Genomic DNA, 24542 nt, shown 5'->3' on the forward strand with positions numbered 1-24542 from the left:
CAAACATCAGACCGCGCGGCGCCATGTTGCAGCCGGGCGGCAGACACCTGACGGCAACAGATCGCACGAAAACTGCGCCTTTCCCTAAGTTTTGGAAACAATCCACACCAAGGCGAGCCGCCCAGCGCAAATTTCCGAGTAAAAAAGTCGGATTGACAAAGGTGAGTAAATAAATCAGGTATAACGCAATCCAGCCAACCTGATCTGTCAGGCCAGCCCGAACGAACCGAGACAACCACATTGCGTCATCATGTCGAACATCGCTCCTGGCCCCGCGCCCACCGCATCCGAACCTGACGATCAGGACAGCCTGTCCCAGATCTGGCTCGAAGTATTTGCGCGCTCCGGCAGCCTTTCGGGGTTCTGCCTGGAATGGCTGCTGGACCGGGCCGAATTTGACAGGGCGGATTTCAGAAATGGGCACTCATCATGAACCAGATTACATCTGAACCCGTGGCCACCACCGCCACGACGGAAGCATTCCCCACGTATCACGCCGAAGACCTGACGCGCGGCGGCATTCAGGCACGCATTCTGCTGAACGGCCAGATCTACAGCCTGCGCATCACCCGCGCCGGGAAGCTGATCCTCACGAAATAACCTCAGAGGCTCGCCACAGCCTACGCACGACCTGCGCCCCTCAATCTTCCGATCCAACCAAGCAAGGATAACCCCGATGAAATCGCTGTTTCTCACCGGAACCGCTCTCACAGCCCTCGCCATGGGCGGCTCTGCCGCAATGGCCGCACCAGTGGCCCCCGAAAAAGGCGCCGTTCTGACCACCTATGCCAATATCGCCCAGGCGACCTATCAGGACAGCCTGACCACCGCCCAGCGGCTGAAGGCGGCTGTTGATGCGCTGGTGGCAGAGCCCTCGGCCGAAGCTCTACAAGCCGCCCGCACCGCCTGGCTGGCCGCACGCGTGCCTTACCAGCAATCCGAAGCCTTCCGGTTCGGCAATGCCATCGTCGACGACTGGGAAGGCAAGGTGAACGCCTGGCCGCTAGATGAAGGGCTGATCGACTACGTGGAGGCCTCCTATGGCGGCCCTTCAGATGAGAACGCACTGGCCGCGCTGAACGTGATCGCGAATCCCGCATTTGAGCTGTCAGGCCAGACCGTCGACACCAGCGACATCACCCCGGCACTGCTGGAAGACACCCTGCACGAGGCAGACGGCGTCGAGGCCAACGTGGCAACCGGCTATCACGCCATCGAATTCCTGCTTTGGGGCCAGGATCTGAATGGCACCGACCACGGCGCGGGCGACCGCCCATGGACCGATTACGCCAAGGGCGAGACCTGCACCGGTGGCAACTGCGACCGCCGCGGCGCCTATCTACAGGCCGCAACCGAACTGCTGGTCTCCGATCTGGACTGGATGGCCGCGCAATGGGCCGAAGGTGGCGCCGCCCGCGCCGAGTTGATGGCCGATGAAAGCGCAGGCATCGTCGCCATGCTGACCGGTATGGGATCGCTCTCCTACGGTGAACAGGCCGGTGAGCGGATGCGCCTTGGCCTTATGCTGAACGACCCCGAGGAAGAGCACGACTGCTTTTCCGACAACACCCACAACAGCCACTATTACGATGGGCTTGGCATTCAGAACGTCTATCTGGGCGAATACGTGCGGGTGAACGGTGAGCTCGTCTCCGGCGCCTCACTGTCTGATCTTGTTGCCTCAGCCGATGCCGATCTGGACGCGGAACTGCGCGGCAAGCTGGCCGACACCATGCAGGCGCTTGGCCGGATCAAGACCGCAGCCGAGGCCGGTTTCTCCTATGACCAGATGCTGGAACAGGGCAATGCCGCAGGCGAAGCGCTGGTGATGGGCGGTGTGAACGGTCTGATCGACCAGACCCGTTCGATCGAACGCGCGGTTGCGACGTTGCAACTGACCGAGGTCGAATTCGAAGGCTCCGACTCGCTCGACAACCCGGGCGCCGTCTTCCAATAACTCACAAAATCACCGGGCGGCCCAGCCGACAACCGCAGCCAGATACGCCGCCCGGTATCCAAATATCAGGACAGTACTATGAACAAGACTCTGGCTGCGGCGCTGGCTTTCGGCGCCCCTTTCGTGTTTTCCGCAACGGCGGCACAGGCCGAATTCACCTGGGAAGGTGAAATCGAAATCGGCAACGAGCAGATCATCTCTTCGGACGTGGCCGCGAACGAAATCCGCGACACCTACGCGACCATCACCGCCACCGGCACCTATACCTTCGGCAATGGCGTTTCGCTGTTCTCGACCCTCACCGCCGAAAGTGTGACTGACGCCACTGCCGACCGCAGCTTTGACGACATCGGCCTCTACATCGAAGAGATCGGCCTCAGCTTTGGCATCGGCGAAGCAACCACCGTCTCCATTGGTAAACTCCACCCCGTGTTCGGCACCGCATGGGACGATGCAGCGGGTTTCTTTGGCGGCACCCTGGCCGAAGATTATGAACTCGCCGAACAGATCGGTGTCCTGGCTGATGTAGAACTCAATGGCGCGGGCACCCTGTCCTTTGGCGTCTTCTATGCGGATGACACCGGTCTCAGCCGTTCGGCATGGTTCGACCGGGGCCGTAATACCGCCGCTGCGGGCGGCGCAGGCAACACCGGCGAGCTGGACAACTTTGCCATCCAATGGGCGCATAGCGTCGGCGCAACCCGGTTCCGTATTGGCGCCCGCCATCTGAGCGCAAGCGCTGGCGATGTGGATGACGAACAAGGCTTCGTCGCCGGCATCGGCCATTCCTTTGCAGACGGGTTTGATGTCTTCGCAGAGGTTGCCTCCTTCTCCAACTTTGGCGGCGGCGCGGATGACGCCACCTATGCCACGCTGAACGCGGCCTATGGTATTGGCCAATGGACCCTGTCCGGCACCCTAGCCCGCCGTGATCTGGACAGCGCAGGCGACACCGATCTGATCTCGGTTGGCGCGGATTACGAATTCCAGAACGGCATGACCCTGTCCGGAGCGCTGGCCCAGGTCGAAGACACCGGCGTTGCCGACACGACGCTGGGTGTGAGCCTGATCATTCCGCTTGGCGGCTGAACGATCCCTCGGTTTTGACTGCTTTTCGCAACAGAACCCGACTGGGCCGCAGTTTCTGCGGCCCTTTTTCATGCGCCCTGCTGCCCCCATTGGACCAGCGACACTGTGCCAAGGACTATCTCCGATAAAAATAGTCAGCATTACCCCTTGCCGCCTGACTATTTTTGTCAGATACCTGATGTCAGGAATCGAGATCCCCTTTGCCACCTCTAAGGGAGCCAGGCCATGATCGTCTGCCACTGCACACAGATCACCGATCACGACATTCACGCCGCCATCGACTGGATGCGCGCCGCAGATCCCCGGACGATCATCACCCCCGGCAAAATCTACCATGCGCTCGGCAAAGCCGCTGATTGTGGCGGATGCATGCCGCTCTTCCTCGACACGATGCGCGGCAATGCTAAGGTAAGTGTACCTGCGCAGTTGCAGAACCTACGCAAGCCACTCGGACAGGAGAACAGCCATGAAGGGCGACCCAATCGTCATCGACTACCTCAACAAGGCCTTGCGCCATGAACTGACCGCTGTCAGCCAGTACTGGCTTCACTTCCGCATGCAGGAAGACTGGGGGCTGGGCAGCATGGCCAAGAAAAGCCGCGAGGAAAGCATCGAAGAGATGCAGCACGCGGACAAGTTGATCGAACGGATCCTGTTCCTTGGCGGCCATCCCAACCTGCAAAAACTGGACCCGCTGCGCATTGGCCAGAACCCCAAGGAAACGCTGGAATGCGATCTTGCGGCCGAAATCAGCGCCCGCGCGCTCTACAAGGAAGCCCGCGAAGCCTGCGACACCGCAGGCGACTACGTAACCATGAAGCTGTTCGAAGCCTTGATGGCCGATGAAGAGGGTCATATCGACTTTCTTGAGACACAGCTGGACCTGCACGAGCGGATCGGTGCCGAAAACTATGCACAACTCAACGCCACCAAGATGGAAGAGGCTGAAGAGTAACCTTCTATTGGCTGCGGCGCTTGTCGCAGCCAGCACGGGACAGGCGCTGGACCTAACCAGCCTGCCCCTTGGCGATCCGCATCTGGATGTGATCCCCCGCACCACCGAGGACAGCCAGCGCATCCGCGCCGTTACGGCCCCTGCCACGGATTTTTCGGCTCCCGAAGCCTATGAAACCCATCCTGCTGGCGCGACGACAACACGCGCCCGCAGCGACGATGAGGCGTTTTCCCAGCACTCCGCCAACCTGTCCTTCGAGCAGGAGTTGGAATTCAAGCTGGGCAATGGGCTGTTCAAGAAGATCTGGGTGTTCTCGCCCTCCTCCACCCGCGCCTCTGACGGGCTTGGCCCTCTTTACAACGCCCGCTCCTGCCAGCGCTGCCATCTGAAGGATGGGCGCGGCCATGTGCCTGCGGGGCCGGATTACCGTTCTACCGCGATGTTTCTGCGCGTCTCCATTCCCGGCCCGGTACCCGAGCAGGTTCAGGCGATCAAGGATTATATCGGCACGGCCCCCGACCCCACCTATGGGCAGCAGCTTCAGGATTTCTCGGCCCCAGGCATTTCCCCGGAATACCGGCTTGGCATCCGATATGAAGAAGAGACCGTCGATCTGAACGGTGGCGAAACCGCCTCGCTGCGCAGACCGATCTACAGCGCCGAGGATCTGGGCTACGGCCCGCTGCACACCAACGCCATGCTGTCCCCCCGCGTGGCGCCGCCGATGATTGGCCTTGGCCTGCTTGAGGCGATCTCCACCGCCGATATCCTTGCTGCTGCCGATCCGGACGACGCCGACGGAGATGGCATTTCCGGTCGGGCCAATCTGGTCTGGTCCGAAGAGTTTCAGCAGATCATGCTGGGCCGCTTTGGCCTCAAGGCGGGCATGCCGACGGTGCACGAACAATCCGCTGCCGCCTTTTCCGGGGATATCGGCATTTCGACGCCGCTGTTTCCCGCCCCCTGGGGGGAATGCACCACCGGGCAAACGGATTGCCGCGCAGCACCGCACGGAAATGATGACGCCCGCGGCACCGAGATCGATCAACCGAACATGGATCTGGTCACCTTCTACGCCCGCAATCTGGCCGTACCCGCCCGCCGCGACCTGGACGATGCGCAGGTGCTGCGCGGCAAGGAACTGTTCTACAACGGCGGCTGCGCCGCCTGCCACCGGCCCAAATTCGTGACCCATCGTCTGAAAAGTCGCCCCGAGCACAGTTTCCAGCTGATATGGCCTTACAGCGACCTGCTGCTGCATGACATGGGCGAAGGTCTTGCCGATCACCGCCCCGAAGCCCGCGCCACCGGGCGGGAATGGCGCACCGCGCCGCTCTGGGGGGTTGGCCTGACGCAGCAGGTGTCGCCGCGCGCCACCTACCTGCACGATGGCCGCGCCCGCAGCCTGCTGGAGGCGATCCTGTGGCATGGCGGCGAGGCGCAAGATGCCCGCAACACCGTGGTCTCCCTCTCCCCCGAGGACCGCACCGATCTTATCCGTTTTCTGGAGAGCCTATGACACGCCCCATCCTGCCCCGCCTGCTGGCCCCTGTCCTTGCCGTCACCCTTACCCTAACGCCATTTTCTGCACGCGCGGAGGTGATTGATGAGGCCCTGGAGCAGCACATTCTGCCGGGCTTCGAAACACTGGCGCAGGAGGCCCAGCAACTGAGCGCGACAGCCGCTGAGGTCTGCGACCCCGGATCGGTCCAGTTGCAGCAGGCCTACGGCGAAGCCTTTGATGCCTGGGTCGCGGTCAGCCACCTGCGGTTCGGGCCGACCGAAAGGGATAACCGCGCCTTTGCGCTCGCCTTCTGGCCGGACAGCCGGGGCAAAACGCCAAAGGCGCTGCGGGCGCTGATCACTGCCGAGGATCCGATTGCCAAGGATGCGGCGGCCTATACCAGCGTATCGATTGCAGCGCGCGGCTTCTATGCGCTGGAATTCCTCCTTTACGACGAGGACATGCAGCAGCTGGGCAGCGCCGACTACCGCTGCCAGCTGACCCGCGCCATTGCAGAAGATATCGCCACCACAGCCGATGTGATCTGGATGGACTGGCGCGACAGCTATGCCGACAAGATGCGCCACCCGGGTGATCGTTACCGCACCGAGGCCGAGGTCAAACAGGAACTGTTCAAGGCGCTGGATACCGGCCTGCAGATCCTGATCGATATGCGGCTGGGACGGCCGCTGGGCACCTACGACAGGCCGCGCCCGAAACGCGCCGAAGCCTATCGTTCGGGGCGCTCCCAGCACCACGTGATCCTGGCGCTGGAAGCGCTGGCACCGCTGGCCCGTATCCTCAGCGACGGAGATGCCGACCTTGCTGCGGAACTGGATGCAGCCTTTGACATTGCGGTCGAGCACGCCAGCCGCCTCGACGATCCGACCTTTGCAGGCGTTGCAGAGCCGGGCACGCGGCTGCGGATCGAGGCAGTGCAGCAGGACATCCGGAAACTGCGCGAAACCATCGGTGAGGATCTTGGTCCCGCGCTTGGCGTCGAGGCCGGTTTCAACGCCCTGGATGGCGATTAACAGAAAGGACCCAAAGACATGCCCTCAAGACGTGGATTTCTGGCCGGGCTTCTGGCGGTGGGGATGGCCCCGGCGGCCAGCTGGGCCGATCTGGGCTCGCCCGCCTATCTGTCCGCAGGCAAGGCCGCCGACGGCAGCTTTTTCCTGGCGGGTCTTTCGGACCTTGGCACCCTCCTGTTCAGCCACCCCCTGCCCGGCCGCGGCCATGCTGCCACCGCCCACCCCACGCGGCCCATCGCGGTGGCCTTTGCCCGCCGCCCCGGCCGCTTTGCCGATGTGATCGACTGCCGCACCGGCGCGCAACTGGCCCGGCTGGAGCCTCCGGCAGGTCATCACTTTTACGGACACGGCGTCTTCACACCCGATGGCAGCCTGCTGCTGACCACCGAAAACCACTTCGAGGCCGGGCGCGGCATCATTGGTGTCTGGGATGGCACCGCACCCTACCGCCGCATCGGCAGCTTTGCCTCGGGCGGGGTCGGCCCGCATGACATGATGCTGCGCGCAGATGGTACGGGGCTGGTCGTCGCAAATGGCGGCATCGACACCCATCCCGACAGTGGCCGGGCCAAGCTGAACATCCCCACCATGCGGCCCAACCTCAGCTATCTCGATTTTGACGGCCAGGTGACCGAGCAGGTCGAGCTGGACCCCCAGCTGCACAAGAATTCGATCCGCCATCTGGCGATGCAGGCGGATGGCACCGTTGCCTTTGCTATGCAGTGGCAGGGCGATCTGGGCGCCGATGTGCCGATCGTCGGGCTGCACAAGCCCGGCAGTGCGCCACGGCTGATGGCCGCCGATGACCCGCGCCTGCGCAACCTCAATGGATACGGCGGCTCCATTGCCTTTTCCACTGATGGTCAGCAAGTAGCTGTCACCTCGCCCCGCGGCGGCGTGGTGCAGGTCATGGACACCGCAAGCGGAGCTCTCACCACGGAACATCATCTGCCCGATGTCTGCGGCCTGTCCCAATCGACAGATGGGTTTATCGCAAGTTCCGGCAGCGGTGAGATCGTCGAGATCGCCAAGGGTCGCCTGTCGGTCCTGAACCAGGCCGAGCTGCGCTGGGACAACCACCTGATCCCTGTCATCTGACACTCCCCTGACATCTGAAACAACTCCCCCCGTCCCGCCTATCGCCGGGGCGGGCGAGATGAAGCCTGCGCGACAAATGGATTTTTGTTCTCCGCGCAAAACGAACCTTTTCGAAAACAAACGATGACAAACCGAAAATGAATCGCTAGATGGGCTTTGAAAGGGAAAGCCATGGATGCCACGACTCGTCAGAACGAAATCATAGAGCTGCTGAACACTCAGGATCGCGTCGAGGTCGAGGATCTGGCGCAGCGGTTCGGCGTGTCGCTGCAGACCGTGCGCACCGATCTACGCGACCTGTCGCAGCGCGGCGCGCTGTCGCGGGTGCATGGCGGCGCAGTACGCGTCAGCTCAGCCGCCACCCGCGCCTACGCGGACCGGCGCAAGCTGAACGCGGCGGGGAAACTGGCGATGGCAGCCGAGGCCGCTGAACTGATCCCCGAAGACTGCTCGATCACGCTCAATATCGGCACTTCGACCGAGCAAGTGGCCCGTGCCCTATCCGGCCATCGCGGCCTGACAGTCATTTCCAACAACATAAACATTATCAATATGATGATGGGTGGCGAGGCGCGTGAGCTGATCCTGGTTGGCGGCGCGGTCCGTCAAAGCGACGGCGCCATCGTCGGCGAAGACGCGGTGGAATTCATTTCCCGCTACAAGGTCGATTTCGCCATTATCGGCGCCTCCGCCCTCGATGCGGATGGCGCCATCATGGACCACGACGGCCGCGAGGTCTCCGTCGCCCGCGCCATCCTGAAAAACGCACGTACCCGCGTTCTGGTCTGCGATCACAGCAAATTCGACCGCTCCGCCCCGGTGCGGATCTGTGATGTGGCGGATCTCGACGTAGTGATCACCGATGCGCCAGTGCCCGATGCCTTTGCGGAGGCCGCGCGCGCCGCGGGAACACGCATCATCGTGGCGGGAGACACCGCCAGCCAAAACGAAAGAAACGAAAATGACTGATCAAAAGATCACCGACCTGTTCATCATCGGCGGCGGCATCAACGGCTGCGGCATTGCCCGCGATGCGGCAGGCCGTGGCTTGTCGGTCAGCCTTGCAGAAATGAACGATCTGGCCTCGGCCACTTCCTCGGCCTCGACCAAACTGTTTCATGGCGGCCTGCGCTATCTGGAATATTTCGAATTCCGTCTGGTGCGCGAAGCGCTGATCGAGCGCGAGGTCCTGCTGAAGGCGATGCCCCATATTTCCTGGCCGATGCGCTTTGTGCTGCCCTTTCACAAGGAGATGCGGTTCGACAGTGAAACGCCGACCTCCCGCCTGCTGACGCGGATCATGCCCTGGATGAAGGGCCGCCGCCCGGCCTGGCTGATCCGCCTTGGGCTGTTTCTCTATGACACGCTGGGCAAGCGCGGCATCCTGCCCGGCACCCGCAAGCTGGACCTCAGCCGCGACGAAGCGGGGGCGCCGCTGAAGGACAAGTTCCAGACCGCCTTTGAATATTCGGACTGCTGGATCGAGGATGCCCGGCTTGTCGTGCTCAACGCCCGCGACGCGCAGGCGCGCGGCGCCGAAATCATGACCCGCACCAAAGTTCTGGCGGCTGAACGCGCCGAGGATCACTGGCTTATCCACCTGAAGGACAGTCTAACGGGGCAAGTGTTCACGCGCCGGTCGCGGATGCTGGTCAATGCGGCGGGTCCCTGGGTTGCGGAGGTATTGAACCAGAAACTGGGCCAGAACAGCCGCGAAGGCGTGCGTCTGGTACGCGGCAGCCATATCGTGGTTCCGAAACTCTTCGACCACGGGCGCTGCTATTTCTTTCAGGGCACCGACGGGCGGATCATCTTTGCCATCCCCTATGAAGAGGATTTCACTCTGATCGGCACCACCGACGCCGACCATCCCGACCCGGAGACGGCCCCCACCTGCACCCCCGAGGAACAGGACTACCTGATCGATTTTGCCTCGCAGTATTTCAAAAAGCCGCTGCACCGCGACGACATTCTGTGGACCTACTCCGGTGTGCGCCCGCTGTATGACGATGGCGCCAGCTCGGCGACGGCGGCGACGCGGGAATACGTGCTGTCACTGGACACGGGCAATGCACCGCTGCTGAACATCTTTGGCGGCAAGATCACCACCTACCGCAAACTGGCCGAGGCCGCGCTTGCCAAGATCTCCGAGGCTCTGCCCGGCGTCGGCGGCAACTGGACAGCAGGTGTGCCCCTGCCCGGCGGCAATTTCGCGGTCAAAGATGTGACCAAGCTGCAGGCGGATCTTGCAGCGGATTATTCCTTCCTGACGCCTTATTGGGCCCGGCGCCTGATCCGCGCTTATGGCACCGAAGCGCGGTTGATCCTGGGTGAAGCAAAATCCGCCGAGGCGCTGGGGCGCACTTTTGGCGCCACCATTACTGAGCGGGAGTTGGACTGGGCGATTGCCAACGAATGGGTGCGCAGCGGCGATGATTTCCTGTGGCGCCGCACCAAATTGGGCCTGCGCCTGACCGAGGAAGAGCGCGCGGCCGTCGATACCTATATCAAGGACAAGATTGCCGCGTAACGGCGGGGAAATCGAAACGCACCGGGCACGGTATTCCCTGCCCGGTGACACCTCTGCAGATGGTCTGGCCGTCTTAGAACTCCACCCCTTTCTGCGCCTTGATCCCGGCGCGGAAAGGATGTTTGATCTGGCCCATCTCGGTCACCAGATCCGCGATCTCGATCAGCTCTTCCTTGGCGTTGCGTCCGGTCAGAACCACATGAGTCATCGGTGGTTTCTGCTCAACCAGAAACTCCAGAACCTCATCCAGATCCAGATATTCATAGCGCAGCGCGATATTGATTTCATCGAGCAAAACCATTGTGTTGCGCTCATCCAGTATCATTTCCTTGGCCTTTTCCCAACCTGCGCGGGCCGCCGCGATATCGCGGGCCTTGTCCTGCGTTTCCCAGGTGAAGCCTTCGCCCATCGCGTAGAACTGGCACAGATCGCCGAAATGCTCCTCGATCAGGGTGCGTTCGCCGGTCTGCCAGGCGCCCTTGATGAACTGCACCACGGCGGATGGCATGCCGTGGGCGATGCAGCGCATGATCATGCCGAATCCCGAGCTGGACTTGCCCTTGCCGGGGCCGGTGTGGACGATGATCAGCCCCTTTTCACCGTCCTTATTGGCCATCATGCGGTCACGCGCCGCTTTCTTTTTCGCCATCTTGGACGCGTGCCGTGCCGCTTCTTCCTCGGAAATGCCGTTATCAGACTTTTCGGTCACCAAGTGCCCTCCTGCAGTTTGGCACCATGTCTTGACAAGGAAGCCCGCAATAGCGCAAGGGGATTTTGTTGGTTCCTGCGAAAGCAGGCGAAGAGGGAATGTGACACGGCCATCTGGCCCAAGCACAGCCGCCCCCGCGACCGTGACCGGAGAGGTCTCCACGCCACTGGGTAACACCGGGAAGGCCGGAGAACCGCAAAGACCCCGCAGCAATGCGGCGGCCTTGAGATCCGCAAGCCGGGAGACCTGCCAACAGACTTAATCTACGGGCGGACGGGGTGTGCCGCGACCGGATGAGAGCCGATTCATCCATACGGCTCCCCTCTGGCCTCTCCCCGTCTGTCTGACAGGACGCAAGGAGACGCCCGCCAATGGCGAAGGATACGGCTGAACAGCCCCCCAAAGGCAGCCCAGAGGTCACCCTGACCATCTGCACCACCTGCAAGCGCGAAGGCGTTGATCCCGAAGCCACCCGGCCCGGCACCCTGTTGCTGCAGGCGCTGCGCGCCGCCGACCTGCCCGACGGGGTTTCGGTGCGCGGCGTCGAATGCCTGTCCGCCTGCAAGCGCGGGTGTTCCATGGTGCTGAGCGGCGGCACCGAGCGCTGGAGCTACATCTACGGCGATCTGGATCCCGATCAACACGTTGATGACATCCTGCAAGGTGCGGCTGCCTATGCCGCGACCGACGACGGTCTGGTGCCCTGGCGTGCGCGCCCGCAGGTCTTTCGCAAGCAATCCATCGCCCGCATTCCCCCGGCGCCCCAGCCGGGTGAATGCCCATCCGAGGAGTAACCGATGAGCGATCTCAACAAAATTCCCGTCACCGTGGTGACCGGCTTTCTCGGCGCGGGCAAGACCACGCTGATCCGTCACCTGATGCAGAACCCGCAGGGCAAACGCCTGGCCGTACTGGTCAATGAATTCGGCACCGCGGGTGTGGACAGCGACATCCTGAAATCCTGCGCCGATGAAAACTGCCCAGAAAACAATATCGTGGAGCTGGCGAACGGCTGCATCTGCTGCACCGTGGCGGACGATTTCATTCCCACGATCGAGGCCCTGATGGCGCTGCCGGAAACGCCCGAACATATCCTGATTGAAACCTCCGGGCTAGCGCTGCCGAAACCGCTGCTGAAAGCCTTTGACTGGCCCGCGATCCGCTCGCGCATCACCGTAGACGGGGTCATTGCCCTGGCCGACGCCGAAGCCGTCGCCGCAGGGCAATTCGCCCCGGATCTTGACGCCGTGCAGGCCCAGCGCGAAGCGGACGACAGTCTGGATCATGAAACCCCGCTGTCCGAAGTCTTCGAGGACCAGATCTCGTGTGCAGATATCGTGCTTCTGTCCAAGGCGGACCTTGCCGGGGAAGAAGGCCTTGCCAAGGCCCGTGCCGTAATCGAAGCCGAAGCCCCGCGCCAACTGCCGATCCTGCCGATGAGCGAAGGCGTGATCGATCCGCGTGTGGTGCTGGGGATCGGCGCGGCGGCGGAAGACGATCTGGAGGCCCGCCCCAGTCATCACGATGGCCACCACGATCACGAGCATGATGACTTTGAAAGCATCGTCGTTGAAATGGGCGAAGTCTCCGACCCGCAGGACCTGCAGGACCGCATCGTCAACATGGCCCGCAACCGCAAAATTCTGCGCGTCAAAGGCTATGTCGCGGTGGAAGGGAAACCGATGCGCATGCTGGTTCAGGCGGTGGGCGAACGGCTGCGCGCCCAATACGACCAACCCTGGGGCGCCCAGCCGCGCAAGACCCAGCTGGTGGTGATTGCCGAACACGACGATATCGACGTCGCGGGCATCCACGCGGATCTGGGAGCCTGAGTTCGGTGCAAGACCGGGGCAAAAACAGCTGTCTCGTCCGGTCGAAAGACCGGACAGCCCCCGACCGCCCCCATGGGCGGGGGCTTTGCCCCCACCCGCGGCAGTGGGCCGTCCTCCGCGTATCCGATCAGATCGGGTGGAGCTGACCCATGCATGTCGTCTTTCGCGAAAGCCACGGCCTTGAAGAAACCGATACGCCCTTTGACGTTGGGCAGGATCCCGCAGAGCTGATCGTTCTGTCCTTTTCCGACAGCGATCTGGGCGCCTTTGCCGCGGGCTGGCACCGGGCGGGCGGTAAGCTTCCCTCCTGTCGCCTTGCCAATCTGGTGGCGCTGAAACATCCCCTCTCGGTGGACACCTACGCCGAACAGACGCTGGAAGGCGCCAAGGGTGTTCTGGTGCGCCTCATTGGCGGCGAAAGCTACTGGTCATACGGCCTCTCCACCCTTCAGGATCTGGCCCGTCGCAAGGGGATCGCCCTCGCGGTCCTGCCCGCCGACGGGCGCGAAGATCCGCGGCTTGATGAACTCTCGACCCTGCCGGTCTCGACCCTGCGGCGTCTTCAGGCGCTGTGCGATGCAGGTGGCGCGGTCGCAGCACAGGCGGCCCTGGCACAGCTTGCCCTGGCAGCAGGCCTGTACGCGGGCCCGGTTCCGGGGATGAAGACAACGCCCGACTATGGCTACTACGACCCTGATAGGGGCGTGATCGCGGATATCCCCCAAGAGGGCAGGCCGCTGGTCCTGGTCAGTTTCTACCGCTCTTACCTGACTTCGGCAGATACCGCCCCGGTGGATGCGCTGATCGCCGAGCTGCGCGCGCGCGGCTATGCCGCCTATGGCACCTTTGCCGCCAGCCTCAAGGCCCCCGCAGCCGCCGATTGGCTGGGAGCGGAACTCCCCCGGCTTGCCTCCGCCGCCATCATCAACGCCACCGCCTTTTCGGCGCAAGGCTCAGACGGGCGCCCGTCGCCGCTGAGCACAACAGGCTGCCCGGTGTTCCAGGTGGCGCTCTCCACCGCGCGGCGCAAGGACTGGGCCGAGGCGGCGCGGGGCCTGTCGCCCGCTGACCTTGCCATGCATGTGGTCCTGCCCGAGGTGGATGGCCGTATCATGGCGGGCGTGGTCAGCTTCAAGGCGCCTTCCAAGAAAGACCCCGACCTCCAGTATTCGCGCTTTGCCCACCGCGCCGATCCGGGCCGCGTGCGCGCCGCCGTGGACCGGATCGAAGGCTGGCTGCGGCTGGCCCAGCTCCGAAACAGCGACAAACGCCTGGCGCTGGTGCTTTCCACATATCCGGGGCGCGACTACAATATCGCCCATGCGGTGGGCCTTGATGCGCTGGCTTCCTGCGAACAGCTTCTGACCGCGCTTGCCGATCAGGGCTACAGCGTCACGGGGACAGGCGATCTTGGTGCCCGCCTCGGAGAGGAGCGCATCGCCTTGCCGCTCGCGGACTACAAGGCGGCTCTGAAAACGCTTCCCGACCCCTTGCAAACCGACCTCAAGACGGCCTGGGGCGCGCCGGAGGAAGACCCAGACCTGCGCGACGGCGCCTTCCACCTGAAGGCCCTCATCGCAGGCAAGGCGATCATCGCCCTGCAACCCGAACGCGGCGAGGTTACGACCCGCGTCGATGACTATCACGATCTGGAGCGCACCCCGCGCCATGCCTATGTGGCCTTCTACCTCTGGCTCCAGACACAGGTTGACGCCGTCCTTCACATCGGCGCCCACGGCACGCTGGAATGGCTACCCGGAAAGGCGGTCGCCCTGTCTGACACCTGCTGGCCCGAGGCGCTGATCGGTGCCCTGCCAGTGATCTATCCCTTCATCGTCAACGATCCCGGCGAGGCCGCACAAGCCAAACGGCGCATCGCCGGTGTGACCGTGGGCCACCTGCCGCCGCCACTGGCGCAGACCACCCTGCCAGACGGCATGGCACGGCTGGAAAGCCTCTTGGATGAGTATTCCACCGCCGATGGTCTGGACCCAGCCCGCCGCGACCGTCTGATCGAAGATATCCGCGCCGAGGCGCAAGGCACCGGTGTCGAGGCGGATCTGGGCCTTACCCCCGACTGCTCCGCTGCCGAGGCGATCACCCGCATCGATGCCTTTGTCTGCGACATCAAGGAAAGCCAATACGGCGAGGGCCTGCACATCTTTGGCACCGGCCAGTGCGGACCGCAGGAAATCACCGGGGTGATGGATGCGCTTTCTGGGCGGTTGGTGGCCCCCGGCCCTTCTGGCTCTCCCTTTCGCGGGCGCACGGACGTGATCCCCACCGGGCGCAACCTCTTTACCACCGATCCACGGGCGGTGCCCTCGCGGGCGGCGCATGCGCAGGGGGTCAAGCTGGCGGAAGAGCTGCTGCGCCGCCATCTTCAGGACCACGGCGACTGGCCACGGGGGCTGGTGATCGATCTCTGGGGATCGGCCACCATGCGCACCGCGGGCGAGGAATTCGCCATGGCGCTGCATCTGGCGGGGCTTGCGCCAAAATGGGACGAAGGCTCCGAACGGGTTTCGGGCTTCGAGGTTCTGCCGCTTTCCATGCTGAACCGTCCCCGCATCGACGTAACCCTGCGCGTCTCGGGCCTGTTCCGCGATGTCTTTCCCGGCCTTGCCCAGATGTTCGAGACCGCCGCCGCCGCTCTGGCGAACCGGGACGAGGCCAAGACCGACAACCCCTACCTGACAGAGGTGCCGCGCGTCTTTGGCCCGAAACCCGGCCAATACGGCCTCTCCATGGGCGCGCATCTCGACACCTATTCCGACGAGGCCCGCGCGGCCGCGGGGGAAGCCTGGCTCAATGCCTCCTCCCACGCGATCGACGCCAAGGGCGACATTGCCGAGGCCCGCAGCGCGCTGGAAGACCGCCTGAAGGGCGTCGACAGTTTTGTGCATCTTCAGGACCTGCCGGAAACGGACCTCCTCGTGGCCTCGGACTATGCTGCGCATGAGGCAGGCTTTGCCGCCGCCATGGCCCGTATCGGGCAAAAGGCACCCGCGCTTTATCACATGGATGCGACCCGCCCCGATGCACCCCAGGCGCGCTCCCTGGGTGAAGAGATCGCCCGTGTCACCCGCGCCCGCGCCGCCAACCCCGATTGGGCAACCTCGATGATGCGCCATGGATTTCGCGGCGGCGCCGAGATTGCTGCAACGCTCGATCACATGGCGGCCTTCGCCCATCTGGCGCAGGCAGTGCCGCCACACCTGTTTGACCTCTATTTCGAAGCCACCCTTGGCCGAGACGATCTGGTGGAGTTCCTGGAGCGGGAGAACCCCGACGCGCTGGCCGCCCTGCGCGACCGCTTCCGCGCCTTGGCTGAGGCCGACCTCTGGGTCACCCGGCGCAATTCGATCATCGCTGGACTGGAGGGCGCACCATGAGCGCAGCCCCAAAAGTCTACGGTTGGTGCCCCGGCGCCCTGCGCCCAATGATGTCGGGCGACGGGCTGGTGGTGCGTCTGCGCGCGCCCATGGGGCGACTCACCCCCGATCAGGCCCGCGGCGTCGCTGAACTGTCCCGGCGACATGGCAATGGCCTTCTTGACCTGTCAGCCCGGGCCAACCTGCAGATGCGCGGCATCAAGGACGACAGCCACACTGCGCTGCTCTCTGGCCTACGGGATCTTGGGCTTCTCGATACAGATGAGGCTGCCGAAGCACGGCGCAATGTGATGCTGACACCCTTCTGGACAGAAGGCGACGACAACGCGGTGATTGCACGGCGTTTGGCCTCCGCCCTGACGGCGGCCACGGATCTGACATTGCCGGGGAAATTCGGATTTGCCGTGGACTGTGGCACAGCGCCCGTTCTGCGGGACGCTGCTGCTGACATCCGTATCGAGCGCGATGCATCGGGCCTGATCCTGCGCCCCGATGGCGCCGAGCTTGGCCTGTCCGCGACACGGGAAACCGCCGTCCCCGAGGCACTGAACCTCGCCCGATGGTTCCTCGACACTGGTGGTGCACCCGATGGGCGCGGGCGGATGAGGCAGCACCTAGCCAAAGGCACACCACTTCCATCAGGCTATAGCTTGGTCGCCACCGTGGCTGCTACGGCTGCCAGGCCGGGCCAAACGGGCGCAGGCCAGTTGGTTGCGCTGGAATTTGGCCAGATGTTAGCGGGCACGCTCACATCACTTGCCGATCACGGCGCCCTGCGCCTCACGCCCTGGCGGATGCTGTTGATCGAAGGTGCCAGCAATATCGCTCCCTTGCCCGGCCTGATCCTGGACGCAGCGGATCCGCGCCTGCGGGTGAACGCCTGCACCGGGGCCCCCGGCTGCCTGCAGGCGCTTTCAGCGACCCGCGATCTGGCCCGCGATCTGGCGCCGCATGTGCCGGAAGACGCCCATCTGCATGTCTCCGGCTGCGCCAAGGGCTGCGCCCATCCCGGCCCTGCGCCGCTGACCCTGACCGCCACTGCCAACGACACCTTCACCCTGATCCGCAACGGTTCTGCCGCCGATCACCCCATTAAACACCGCCTGAGCGCCCGCACCCTGCGCACCGCTCCCGAACGTCTGACAGAGGGCAGCTGACATGCTCCACACCTATGAAACCGACGGCGCCAAGATCTACGCCGAAAGCTTTGCCACCATCCGCGCCGAGGCCGATCTCGACCGTTTCAGCCGCGATGAGGAAAGCGTCGCCGTACGCATGATCCATGCTGCCGGAATGGTAGGCCTTGAAGAGCATATCCGCTTTTCCCCCGGCATGGCCGAAACCGCCCGCGCCGCGCTGACGGCAGGTGCGCCGATCCTTTGTGATGCCTATATGGTCAGCGAGGGCATCACCCGTCCGCGCCTGCCTGCGGGAAACGAGGTGATCTGCACGCTGCGCGACTCCAAGGTACCCGATATGGCCAAGCAGATGGGCAACACCCGCTCTGCTGCCGCGCTGGAGTTGTGGCGCCCGAAACTCGACGGTGCCGTGGTCGCAATCGGCAATGCCCCGACCGCGCTCTTTCACCTTTTGAACATGCTGAAAGATCCCGCCTGCCCGCGCCCCGCGGCCATCATCGGCTGCCCAGTCGGCTTTGTCGGCGCGATGGAATCCAAGGAGGCGCTGATGCAGGACCTTCCCGTGCCGTCGATGATCGTGAAGGGCCGCCTTGGCGGATCGGCCATCACCGTAGCAGCCGTCAACGCGCTGGCCAGCTGGAAAGAATAACCATGGGCAAAGTTATCTGTGCAGGCCTCGGCCCCGGCGATCCGGACCTGATGAGTGTTAAGTCGCACCGCGCCATCACCGGCGCGCGCCACATTGCCTATTTCCGCAAAGCAGGCCGCAGGGGTCAGGCCCGCACCATTGTCGAACATCTGCTGCCAGACACGGTGCAGGAACATGCGATGGAATATCCGGTAACAACGGAGATCCATTTCTCCGATCCCGAATACAATCGCCTGCTGTCGGACTTCTACGATCAATGGGCCAACCGTCTGGAAGAGATCGCCCGGACCGACGACGTCGTTGTCCTCTGCGAAGGCGATCCCTTCCTTTACGGCTCTTTCATGCATCTGCACAGCCGCCTTCAGGCCCGCGCCGACGTGGACATCATTCCCGGCATCACCGGCATGTCCGGCTGCTGGACTGCCACCGATCAGCCGATCACCTGGGGCGACGATGTGCTGACCGTCGCCATGGCCACGCTCAGCGAGGATGAGCTGACCGAGCGCGCACGCGGAACCGACGCGCTGGTGGTGATGAAGATCGGCCGCAACCTGCCCAAACTGCGCCGCGCGCTGCAGGCGGCGGGCAAGCTCGACGATGCTTGGCTGGTGGAACGCGGCACCATGCCGACACAGAGCGTGCAAAAGCTGACCGAAGTAGTTGGCGAGGTGCCTTATTTCTCGATCGTGCTGGTGCATGGACAGGGACGTCGGCCATGACGCAAGTGACAGAAAGCGGATGGCTGGTCGTCGCGGGCCTAGGTCCCGGCGAAGAGGCGCTGGTGACCCAAGAGGTGCGCGATGCCATCGACGCTGCAACAGATATCGTCGGCTATATCCCTTACGTGAAACGCATCGCGCCGCGCGACGGGCTGGTGCTTCATGCTTCGGATAACCGGGTCGAGGTCGACCGCGCCACCCATGCGCTTGAGATGGCCGCTGCGGGACGCCGCGTTGTCGTTGTGTCCTCTGGCGATCCCGGTGTCTTTGCCATGGCCTCCGCCGTGTTCGAGGCGCTTGAGGCTGGGCCGAATGACTGGCTGGAGCTTGATATCCGTGTCTTGCCCGGCATTACCGCCATGCTAGCTGCCGCCGCCCAGATCGGTGCGCCGCTCGGGCACGATTTCGCGGCGATCAACCTTTCCGACAATCTGAAACCCTGGTCGCTGATCGAATCCCGCCTGCGCGCGGCGGGTGAAGCGGGCTTTGCCATGGCCTTTTACAATCCACGCTCCCAGTCCCGCCCTCACCAGTTCGCCCACGCGCTTGAGATCCTGCGCGCGGCCTGCGGAGAAGACACGCTGATCAGCTTTGCCCGGGACGTCACCAAGCCGACGCAGGAGATCACCACCGTCGCGCTGAAAGACGCAAGGCCGGAAATGGCGGACATGCGCACCATGGTGATCGTTGGCAACCGCGACACGCGGGCCATCGGGCGACACGTCTACACGCCCCGCTACGCAGAAGGTTCGGCCCCGTGATCCGGGCGGCCAGACAACCACGCCATGACCGCAGGCACGGTTCCAAAGGTCAGGCGCTGCGGCACCTTCGGGCGGGCGATCATGATCACCGGCAGCCCCAAATCGCGCGCTGCCTGCAGCTTGGCTTCGGCACCGGAACCACCGGCGTTCTTGGAAACAATATGGGTAATACCATGGGCCTGCATCAGTGCCCGATCCCCCGCCACATCAAACGGGCCACGCGCGATTTCAACGGTCTTGTCCGGCAGGGGAATCTGGCCTTCGGGCGGGTCCACCAGCCGCAACAGATAGTGGTTTCCGGGTTTGTCAGCAAAGGCAGCGAGGTTCTGTTTGCCGATCGCCAGGAAGACTCGCGCCCCCACTTCCGGCAACGCCTCAACCGCCTCGGCCAAGTTCTCCACATGGCGCCAGTCGTCGCTCAACTGCGCCTGCCATGCGGGGCGCTCCAATGCACAAAGCGCCACATTCGCCCGTTCACAGGCATAGACCGCATTGGCACTCATTTGCGCGGCAAAGGGGTGCGTTGCATCGATCACATGGGTGATCCCTTCGGCCTGAAGGAAAGCCGCCAAGCCCTCGCCCCCGCCAAAGCCCCCGACGCGCAGTGGCAGCGGCTGGGTGACGGGACGCGCCGTGCGGCCCGCATAGGAGAACACCGCATCCATCCCGGCCTCGGCCAGTGCCTCGGCAAGGCGCGAGGCTTCGGTGGTGCCTCCCAGAAGCAGGATGCGCGTCATGTCTGATCCTCTTGTAAAACAATGGCTGACCATTGTCGGCCTCGGCGACGATGGACCGGCTGGGCTGGCGAATGCAAGCCGGAAGGCGCTGGACGAGGCCGAGGTGATTTTTGGCGGCCCCCGCCATCTGGATCTGGTGCAGGCAGGTAATCGCGGCCAGCCCTGGCCGGTTCCGTTTTCTATCGATCCGGTGCTTGCTGCGCGCGGTCAACGCGCCGTGGTGCTGGCCTCGGGCGATCCCTTCTGGCACGGCGCGGGTGGATCGCTGGTGGCGCATCTCAGCCCGGATGAATGGGTATCGCACCCCGCCCCCTCCTGCTTTGCTCTGGCGGCAAATACCTTGGGTTGGAAACTGGAAGAGACACTTTGCCTTGGCCTTCATGCTGCCCCCTTCGCTCGGCTGACCCCTGTGCTGGCCGCCGGAGCCCGGATCATCTGCACGCTTCGAGATGGCAGAAGCCCGGCAGCACTGGCCGATTGGCTTACCACGCAGGGATTCGGCCCAACAACGCTGAAGGTGATGGAGGCGCTGGGCGGGCCCCGCGCCCAAGTGCACAGCAGTCGCGCAGATACCTTTCACCTGACCGGCATCGCCGCCCCCGTGGTGGCCGCGCTTCAGGTGGCGGGCAGCACAGGCCTGCCCCGCGCCAGCGGCTTGCCCGACGATGTGTTCCAGAGCGACGGGCAGATCACCAAACGCCCGATCCGCGCCATGACCCTTTCGGCACTCGCACCGCGAGCCGGAGAGCTGCTCTGGGACATCGGTGGCGGCTCCGGATCTGTCTCGGTGGAATGGTGCCTTGCCGCGCCGTGCAACCGGGCGATCACGTTTGAGCCGCGGGAAGACCGCCTCATCAATATCCGAGCCAATGCCGAACGGTTCGGGATTGAACACCGCATGAAACCGGTTCTGGGCCGCGCGCCGAATGTGTTGGCTGGACAGAAAAGACCCGATTGCGTTTTCATCGGCGGCGGTGGCTCACAGGCGTTGCTGGATCATCTGTGGCAAGTGCTGCCCGAGGGCACGCGGATCGTCGCCAATGGCGTGACGTTGGAGACCGAGACCCTGCTGATGCAGGCCCATGCCATACGCGGCGGGTATCTGATGAAGGTGGAACTGGCCGAAGCCGGGCCGCTTGGTTCGATGCGCGGCTGGGAGCGCGCGCGTCCTGTCATCCAGTGGAGCGTCACGCGATGAAGGTCGCGGGTCTGGGATTTCGCAAAGCGGCGGCCGTTGCCGACCTGCGCGCCGCCCTAGCGCTGACCGGGCATCAGCCCGATGCGCTCGCCTCACTCGCAGCGAAGGTGGAAAGCCCCGCCTTTCAGGCCCTTGCCGCCGAGTTGAACCTGCCGATGATCGCCCTGTCGGAAGAGGCGATTGCGGGCCTTGAAACGCCGACGATGTCGCCCCGTATCAAAACCCGGTTCGCAACCGGATCGCTGGCCGAAGCTGCTGCCCTCTGCGGCGCATGCCACGGCCGCACCACAGCAACCGCCCGCCTTCTCGTTCCACGCGTTGTCACCGCAGATGGCCTTGCCACTGCGGCCATTGCAGAAAGACTGACCTCATGACCGTTCACTTCATTGGCGCCGGCCCCGGCGCCGCCGACCTGATCACCCTGCGTGGCCGCGACCTGATCGCAGCCTGCCCCGTCTGCCTCTATGCCGGCTCGCTGGTGCCCGAGGCGCTGCTGCAGCACTGCCCGGAGGGCGCCAAGATCATCAACACGGCCTCCCTCTCGCTGGATGAGATTGTGGCCGAAATCGAGGCCGCACATGAGGCGGGGCAGGATGTGGCGCGGCTGCACTCCGGCGATCTGTCGGTCTGGTCCGCCATGGGCGAGCAACTGCGCCGTCTGCGCGATCTGGGTATTCCATATGACGTAACCCCCGGCGTACCTGCCTTTGCCGCAGGCGCCGCTGCGCTTGGCGCCGAGCTAACCCTGCCGGGCGTTGCGCAATCGCTGGTGCTGACGCGCACCTCGGGGCGGGCCTCCTCGATGCCCGAAGGCGAAACGCTGGAGAATTTCGCCCGCACCGGCGCGACGCTGGCCATTCACTTGTCGGTGCATGTGCTGGACGATGTGGTGGCGCGTCTCTCTCCGGCCTATGGCGACGACTGCCCGGTCGCAGTGGTTTGGCGGGCGACATGGCCAGATCAGAAGATCATCAAGGCCACACTCGGCACATTGATCGAGGCGACCGAGGGCGCGCGCGGGCGCACTGCGCTGATCCTCGTGGGCCGTGCCCTTGGTGCCGAGGACTTCGACGAAAGCTGCCTTTACGCGCAGGACTATGACCGGCGTTACCGCCCGCAAAGCGCCGACAGCCAATGGGCGGATTGGAGCGAAGGAGATGACTGAAACGGGCAAGACCGGATCCTATCCGCCGGGTCTGATGATTTCGGCGCCCGCCTCGGGCACGGGCAAGACCACTGTGATGCTGGGCCTGTTGCGCGCACTGGCCGAGGATGGCCTTGCGGTTCAGCCCTACAAAAGTGGCCCCGATTACATTGACCCCGCCTTTCATCTGGCGGCAGCCGGGCGCGCCTCTTTCAACCTTGATACATGGGCGATGGATGGCGACCTGCTCAATGCCGTGGCCGGACAGGCCGGTGATGCCGAGATCTGCGTCGGCGAAGGCTCCATGGGGCTATATGACGGCGTTGCCACGCGGGGGCAAAGCGGCTTTGGCTCTTCGGCGGAAACGGCAAAACGCATGGGCTGGCCGGTGGTGCTGGTGGTTGACGTCGGCGGGCAGGCGCAATCGGCAGCGGCCACGGCGCTGGGGTTTCGCGCCTATGATCCTGACCTGCCCTTTGCCGGTGTGATCCTCAACCGGGTTGCCAGCCCGCGTCACGAAAGGCTGACCCGCCTGGGGATGGAACGCGCGGGCATTCCCGTCCTTGGCTCCCTGCCCCGACGCGGGGATCTGACCCTGCCCGAGCGCCACCTTGGCCTCATTCAGGCGGTGGAGCACCCCGATCTTGAGGCCGCGATCGCGGGCTATGCCGCCTTCCTGCGTGAAAACGTGGATCTGGAGGCGATCAAATCCGCTGCCCGCGCCGGAGCTGCGCCCGCCTCGGCCCCGCTGCCGAAACCGCCTGCGCAGCGCATCGCACTGGCGCGAGATGCGGCGTTTTCCTTTACCTACCCGCATCTTCTGGAAGGCTGGCGCGCGGCTGGCGCCGAAATCATTCCTTTCTCCCCTCTCGCCGATGAAGCCCCGGCCCCGGATGCCGATCTGATCTGGCTCCCCGGTGGATACCCCGAACTGCACGGCGGTAGGCTGGCGGCGGCCGAAACCTTCCGCGCGGCTTTGTGCAAACACGCAGAGACCCGCCCCGTTCATGGCGAGTGCGGCGGCTACATGGCCCTTGGTGAAGCCCTGATCGACAAGAACGGCAACCGTCACCGGATGGCCGGGTTGCTGGGGCTCGTCACCTCATATGAAATACGGAAATTCCGCCTCGGCTACCGCCGCGCCGTGCTGCAGGCGGCGATGCCGGGATTTCCCGCAGGCGGCGCTTTGCGCGGACATGAGTTCCACTATTCGACTATTCTGGATGAACCGGACGCTCCGCTGGCACGGGTGATGGACGCAGACGGCAACCCGGTGCCGGAAACCGGCTCGATACGCGGCCATGTGACCGGCACCTTCTTCCACCTGATCACCGGAGAGCAATCATGAGCGGTTTTGTCAGTTTCGTCTCCTCCGGCCCCGGCGACCCTGAACTGTTGACCGTCAAGGCGGTGAAACGGCTGGGGGCAGCCGATGCGGTTCTGTTCGATGACCTTTCATCGGGGCCGATCCTGACCCATGCGCGCAAGGACGCCGATCTCGTCGGAGTGGGCAAACGTGCAGGGCGCCCCTCACCCCGGCAGGACCACGTTAGCCAGCTCTTGGTCGAATACGCAGCAACCGGGGCGCATGTAGTGCGGCTGAAATCCGGCGACTCCGGCGTCTTTGGCCGTCTGGAAGAGGAAATCACCGCGCTGCGGCAGGCAGGCATCGGGTTCGAGATCGTGCCCGGTGTCACGGCGGCCTCGGCAGCTGCTGCGGCCGCCAATATCCCGCTGACCCGGCGGCTGACCGCGCGACGACTGCAGTTCATCACCGGCCATGACGTAACCGGCGGCCTGCCCGAGGGGCTGAATATGGCCGCCCTCGCCGATCCCGAAGCCACGACCGTTGTCTACATGGGGAAACGCACCTTTGCAGCGCTCGCCGAACGGTTGCTGGTGGCCGGGCTGCCGCCCGAGACGCACGCGCTGATCGCGCTGGGTGTTTCGACCCCGGATCAGTCGCTGTCCTGCCACACGGTGGGGGAACTCCCCGAGGTTCTGCGCGCGATGGAGACCAAGGCTCCGGTGCTGATCCTCTATGGTCCCCTGGCCGATGAGGACCTGCCCCGCTGATCGCCCATATGCCGCA

The 24542-nt window shown here is 64.0% G+C and carries 24 protein-coding genes and 1 riboswitch; of the genes, 22 read left to right on the forward strand and 2 right to left on the reverse strand.

Annotation, left to right across the window (positions count from 1 at the left end; genetic code table 11):
- Positions 1-429 precede the first annotated feature (429 nt).
- From hemP to glpD, 10 genes are all read left to right on the forward strand, one after another.
- The gene (gene hemP, locus SM766_RS17855; protein ID WP_065271136.1) at positions 430-600 is read left to right on the forward strand and encodes a hemin uptake protein HemP; all 171 of its coding nucleotides are present in this window, start codon (positions 430-432) and stop codon (positions 598-600) included.
- A gap of 76 nt (positions 601-676) precedes the next feature.
- Complete coding sequence (locus SM766_RS17860) at positions 677-1957, forward strand: imelysin family protein (protein ID WP_368948635.1); 1281 nt, start codon at positions 677-679, stop codon at positions 1955-1957.
- A gap of 78 nt (positions 1958-2035) precedes the next feature.
- A complete protein-coding gene (locus tag SM766_RS17865; RefSeq protein ID WP_368948636.1) occupies positions 2036-3046 on the forward strand; it encodes a porin in 1011 nt (336 codons plus the stop codon).
- A 225-nt stretch (positions 3047-3271) separates the two neighbouring features.
- Positions 3272-3565 carry a (2Fe-2S)-binding protein gene (locus tag SM766_RS17870; protein ID WP_082996010.1) on the forward strand — a complete coding sequence of 98 codons (294 nt, stop codon included), beginning with the start codon at positions 3272-3274 and terminating at the stop codon, positions 3563-3565.
- Positions 3513-4001: a bacterioferritin gene (bfr, locus tag SM766_RS17875; protein ID WP_065271139.1), complete on the forward strand. Its 489-nt coding sequence runs from the start codon at positions 3513-3515 to the stop codon at positions 3999-4001. The genes SM766_RS17870 and bfr overlap by 53 nt, the downstream gene beginning before the upstream one ends.
- Positions 3958-5520, forward strand: a complete 1563-nt coding sequence (locus tag SM766_RS17880) for a di-heme oxidoreductase family protein (protein WP_368948637.1) — start codon at positions 3958-3960, stop codon at positions 5518-5520. The genes bfr and SM766_RS17880 overlap by 44 nt, the downstream gene beginning before the upstream one ends.
- On the forward strand, positions 5517-6539 hold the full coding sequence (locus SM766_RS17885; RefSeq protein ID WP_368948638.1) for an imelysin family protein: 1023 nt from the start codon (positions 5517-5519) through the stop codon (positions 6537-6539). The genes SM766_RS17880 and SM766_RS17885 overlap by 4 nt, the downstream gene beginning before the upstream one ends.
- 18 nt (positions 6540-6557) lie before the next feature.
- On the forward strand, positions 6558-7637 hold the full coding sequence (locus SM766_RS17890) for a DUF1513 domain-containing protein (RefSeq protein ID WP_368948639.1): 1080 nt from the start codon (positions 6558-6560) through the stop codon (positions 7635-7637).
- Positions 7638-7808: 171 nt separating this feature from the next.
- The gene (locus SM766_RS17895; protein WP_274829573.1) at positions 7809-8606 is read left to right on the forward strand and encodes a DeoR/GlpR family DNA-binding transcription regulator; all 798 of its coding nucleotides are present in this window, start codon (positions 7809-7811) and stop codon (positions 8604-8606) included.
- Positions 8599-10167, forward strand: coding sequence for a glycerol-3-phosphate dehydrogenase (gene glpD / locus SM766_RS17900; protein ID WP_368948640.1), 1569 nt, complete (start codon positions 8599-8601; stop codon positions 10165-10167). Before SM766_RS17895 ends, glpD begins: the two co-directional genes overlap by 8 nt.
- A 73-nt stretch (positions 10168-10240) precedes the next feature.
- Here glpD and cobO read toward each other — a convergent pair whose 3' ends face one another.
- The gene (gene cobO / locus SM766_RS17905; protein WP_274829575.1) at positions 10241-10876 is read right to left on the reverse strand and encodes a cob(I)yrinic acid a,c-diamide adenosyltransferase; all 636 of its coding nucleotides are present in this window, start codon (positions 10874-10876) and stop codon (positions 10241-10243) included.
- 52 nt (positions 10877-10928) lie between these two features.
- A riboswitch (cobalamin riboswitch) is annotated at positions 10929-11144 on the forward strand.
- Between the two features lie 103 nt (positions 11145-11247).
- On the opposite strand from cobO, the gene SM766_RS17910 reads away from it, so the two are divergent.
- From SM766_RS17910 to cobJ, 7 genes are all read left to right on the forward strand, one after another.
- The gene (locus SM766_RS17910) at positions 11248-11670 is read left to right on the forward strand and encodes a DUF1636 family protein (protein ID WP_368948641.1); all 423 of its coding nucleotides are present in this window, start codon (positions 11248-11250) and stop codon (positions 11668-11670) included.
- Between the two features lie 3 nt (positions 11671-11673).
- Positions 11674-12708: a cobalamin biosynthesis protein CobW gene (gene cobW, locus SM766_RS17915; protein ID WP_368948643.1), complete on the forward strand. Its 1035-nt coding sequence runs from the start codon at positions 11674-11676 to the stop codon at positions 12706-12708.
- A 149-nt stretch (positions 12709-12857) separates the two neighbouring features.
- Complete coding sequence (gene cobN, locus SM766_RS17920; protein ID WP_368948644.1) at positions 12858-16103, forward strand: cobaltochelatase subunit CobN; 3246 nt, start codon at positions 12858-12860, stop codon at positions 16101-16103.
- Positions 16100-17260, forward strand: a complete 1161-nt coding sequence (cobG, locus tag SM766_RS17925) for a precorrin-3B synthase (RefSeq protein WP_368948645.1) — start codon at positions 16100-16102, stop codon at positions 17258-17260. Before cobN ends, cobG begins: the two co-directional genes overlap by 4 nt.
- Before the next feature lies 1 nt (position 17261).
- Positions 17262-17891 carry a precorrin-8X methylmutase gene (locus SM766_RS17930; protein ID WP_368948646.1) on the forward strand — a complete coding sequence of 210 codons (630 nt, stop codon included), beginning with the start codon at positions 17262-17264 and terminating at the stop codon, positions 17889-17891.
- Positions 17892-17893: 2 nt separating this feature from the next.
- Positions 17894-18610, forward strand: a complete 717-nt coding sequence (gene cobI / locus SM766_RS17935) for a precorrin-2 C(20)-methyltransferase (RefSeq protein ID WP_368948647.1) — start codon at positions 17894-17896, stop codon at positions 18608-18610.
- The gene (gene cobJ / locus SM766_RS17940) at positions 18607-19371 is read left to right on the forward strand and encodes a precorrin-3B C(17)-methyltransferase (RefSeq protein ID WP_368948648.1); all 765 of its coding nucleotides are present in this window, start codon (positions 18607-18609) and stop codon (positions 19369-19371) included. The genes cobI and cobJ overlap by 4 nt, the downstream gene beginning before the upstream one ends.
- On the opposite strand, the gene SM766_RS17945 is transcribed toward cobJ, so the two are convergent.
- Positions 19347-20108, reverse strand: coding sequence for a cobalt-precorrin-6A reductase (locus tag SM766_RS17945; protein ID WP_368948649.1), 762 nt, complete (start codon positions 20106-20108; stop codon positions 19347-19349). The genes cobJ and SM766_RS17945 overlap by 25 nt on opposite strands.
- Here SM766_RS17945 and cbiE point away from each other — a divergent pair.
- From cbiE to cobA, 5 genes are read left to right on the forward strand one after another with little or no spacing between them, the layout of a single operon-like run.
- The gene (gene cbiE, locus SM766_RS17950; RefSeq protein ID WP_368948651.1) at positions 20107-21306 is read left to right on the forward strand and encodes a precorrin-6y C5,15-methyltransferase (decarboxylating) subunit CbiE; all 1200 of its coding nucleotides are present in this window, start codon (positions 20107-20109) and stop codon (positions 21304-21306) included. The two genes, SM766_RS17945 and cbiE, sit on opposite strands and share 2 nt — an antisense overlap.
- Positions 21303-21680: a cobalamin biosynthesis protein gene (locus SM766_RS17955; RefSeq protein ID WP_368948652.1), complete on the forward strand. Its 378-nt coding sequence runs from the start codon at positions 21303-21305 to the stop codon at positions 21678-21680. Before cbiE ends, SM766_RS17955 begins: the two co-directional genes overlap by 4 nt.
- Positions 21677-22471: a precorrin-4 C(11)-methyltransferase gene (gene cobM / locus SM766_RS17960; protein ID WP_368948653.1), complete on the forward strand. Its 795-nt coding sequence runs from the start codon at positions 21677-21679 to the stop codon at positions 22469-22471. The genes SM766_RS17955 and cobM overlap by 4 nt, the downstream gene beginning before the upstream one ends.
- The gene (locus tag SM766_RS17965; RefSeq protein ID WP_368948654.1) at positions 22464-23798 is read left to right on the forward strand and encodes a cobyrinic acid a,c-diamide synthase CobB; all 1335 of its coding nucleotides are present in this window, start codon (positions 22464-22466) and stop codon (positions 23796-23798) included. The genes cobM and SM766_RS17965 overlap by 8 nt, the downstream gene beginning before the upstream one ends.
- Positions 23795-24526, forward strand: coding sequence for a uroporphyrinogen-III C-methyltransferase (cobA, locus tag SM766_RS17970; RefSeq protein WP_368948656.1), 732 nt, complete (start codon positions 23795-23797; stop codon positions 24524-24526). The genes SM766_RS17965 and cobA overlap by 4 nt, the downstream gene beginning before the upstream one ends.
- The last annotated feature ends 16 nt before the right edge of the window (positions 24527-24542 follow it).

Origin of the sequence: Pseudophaeobacter sp. A-200-2 (genome assembly GCF_041008815.1) — a bacterium.
Lineage (GTDB): Bacteria > Pseudomonadota > Alphaproteobacteria > Rhodobacterales > Rhodobacteraceae > Phycobacter > Phycobacter gallaeciensis_A.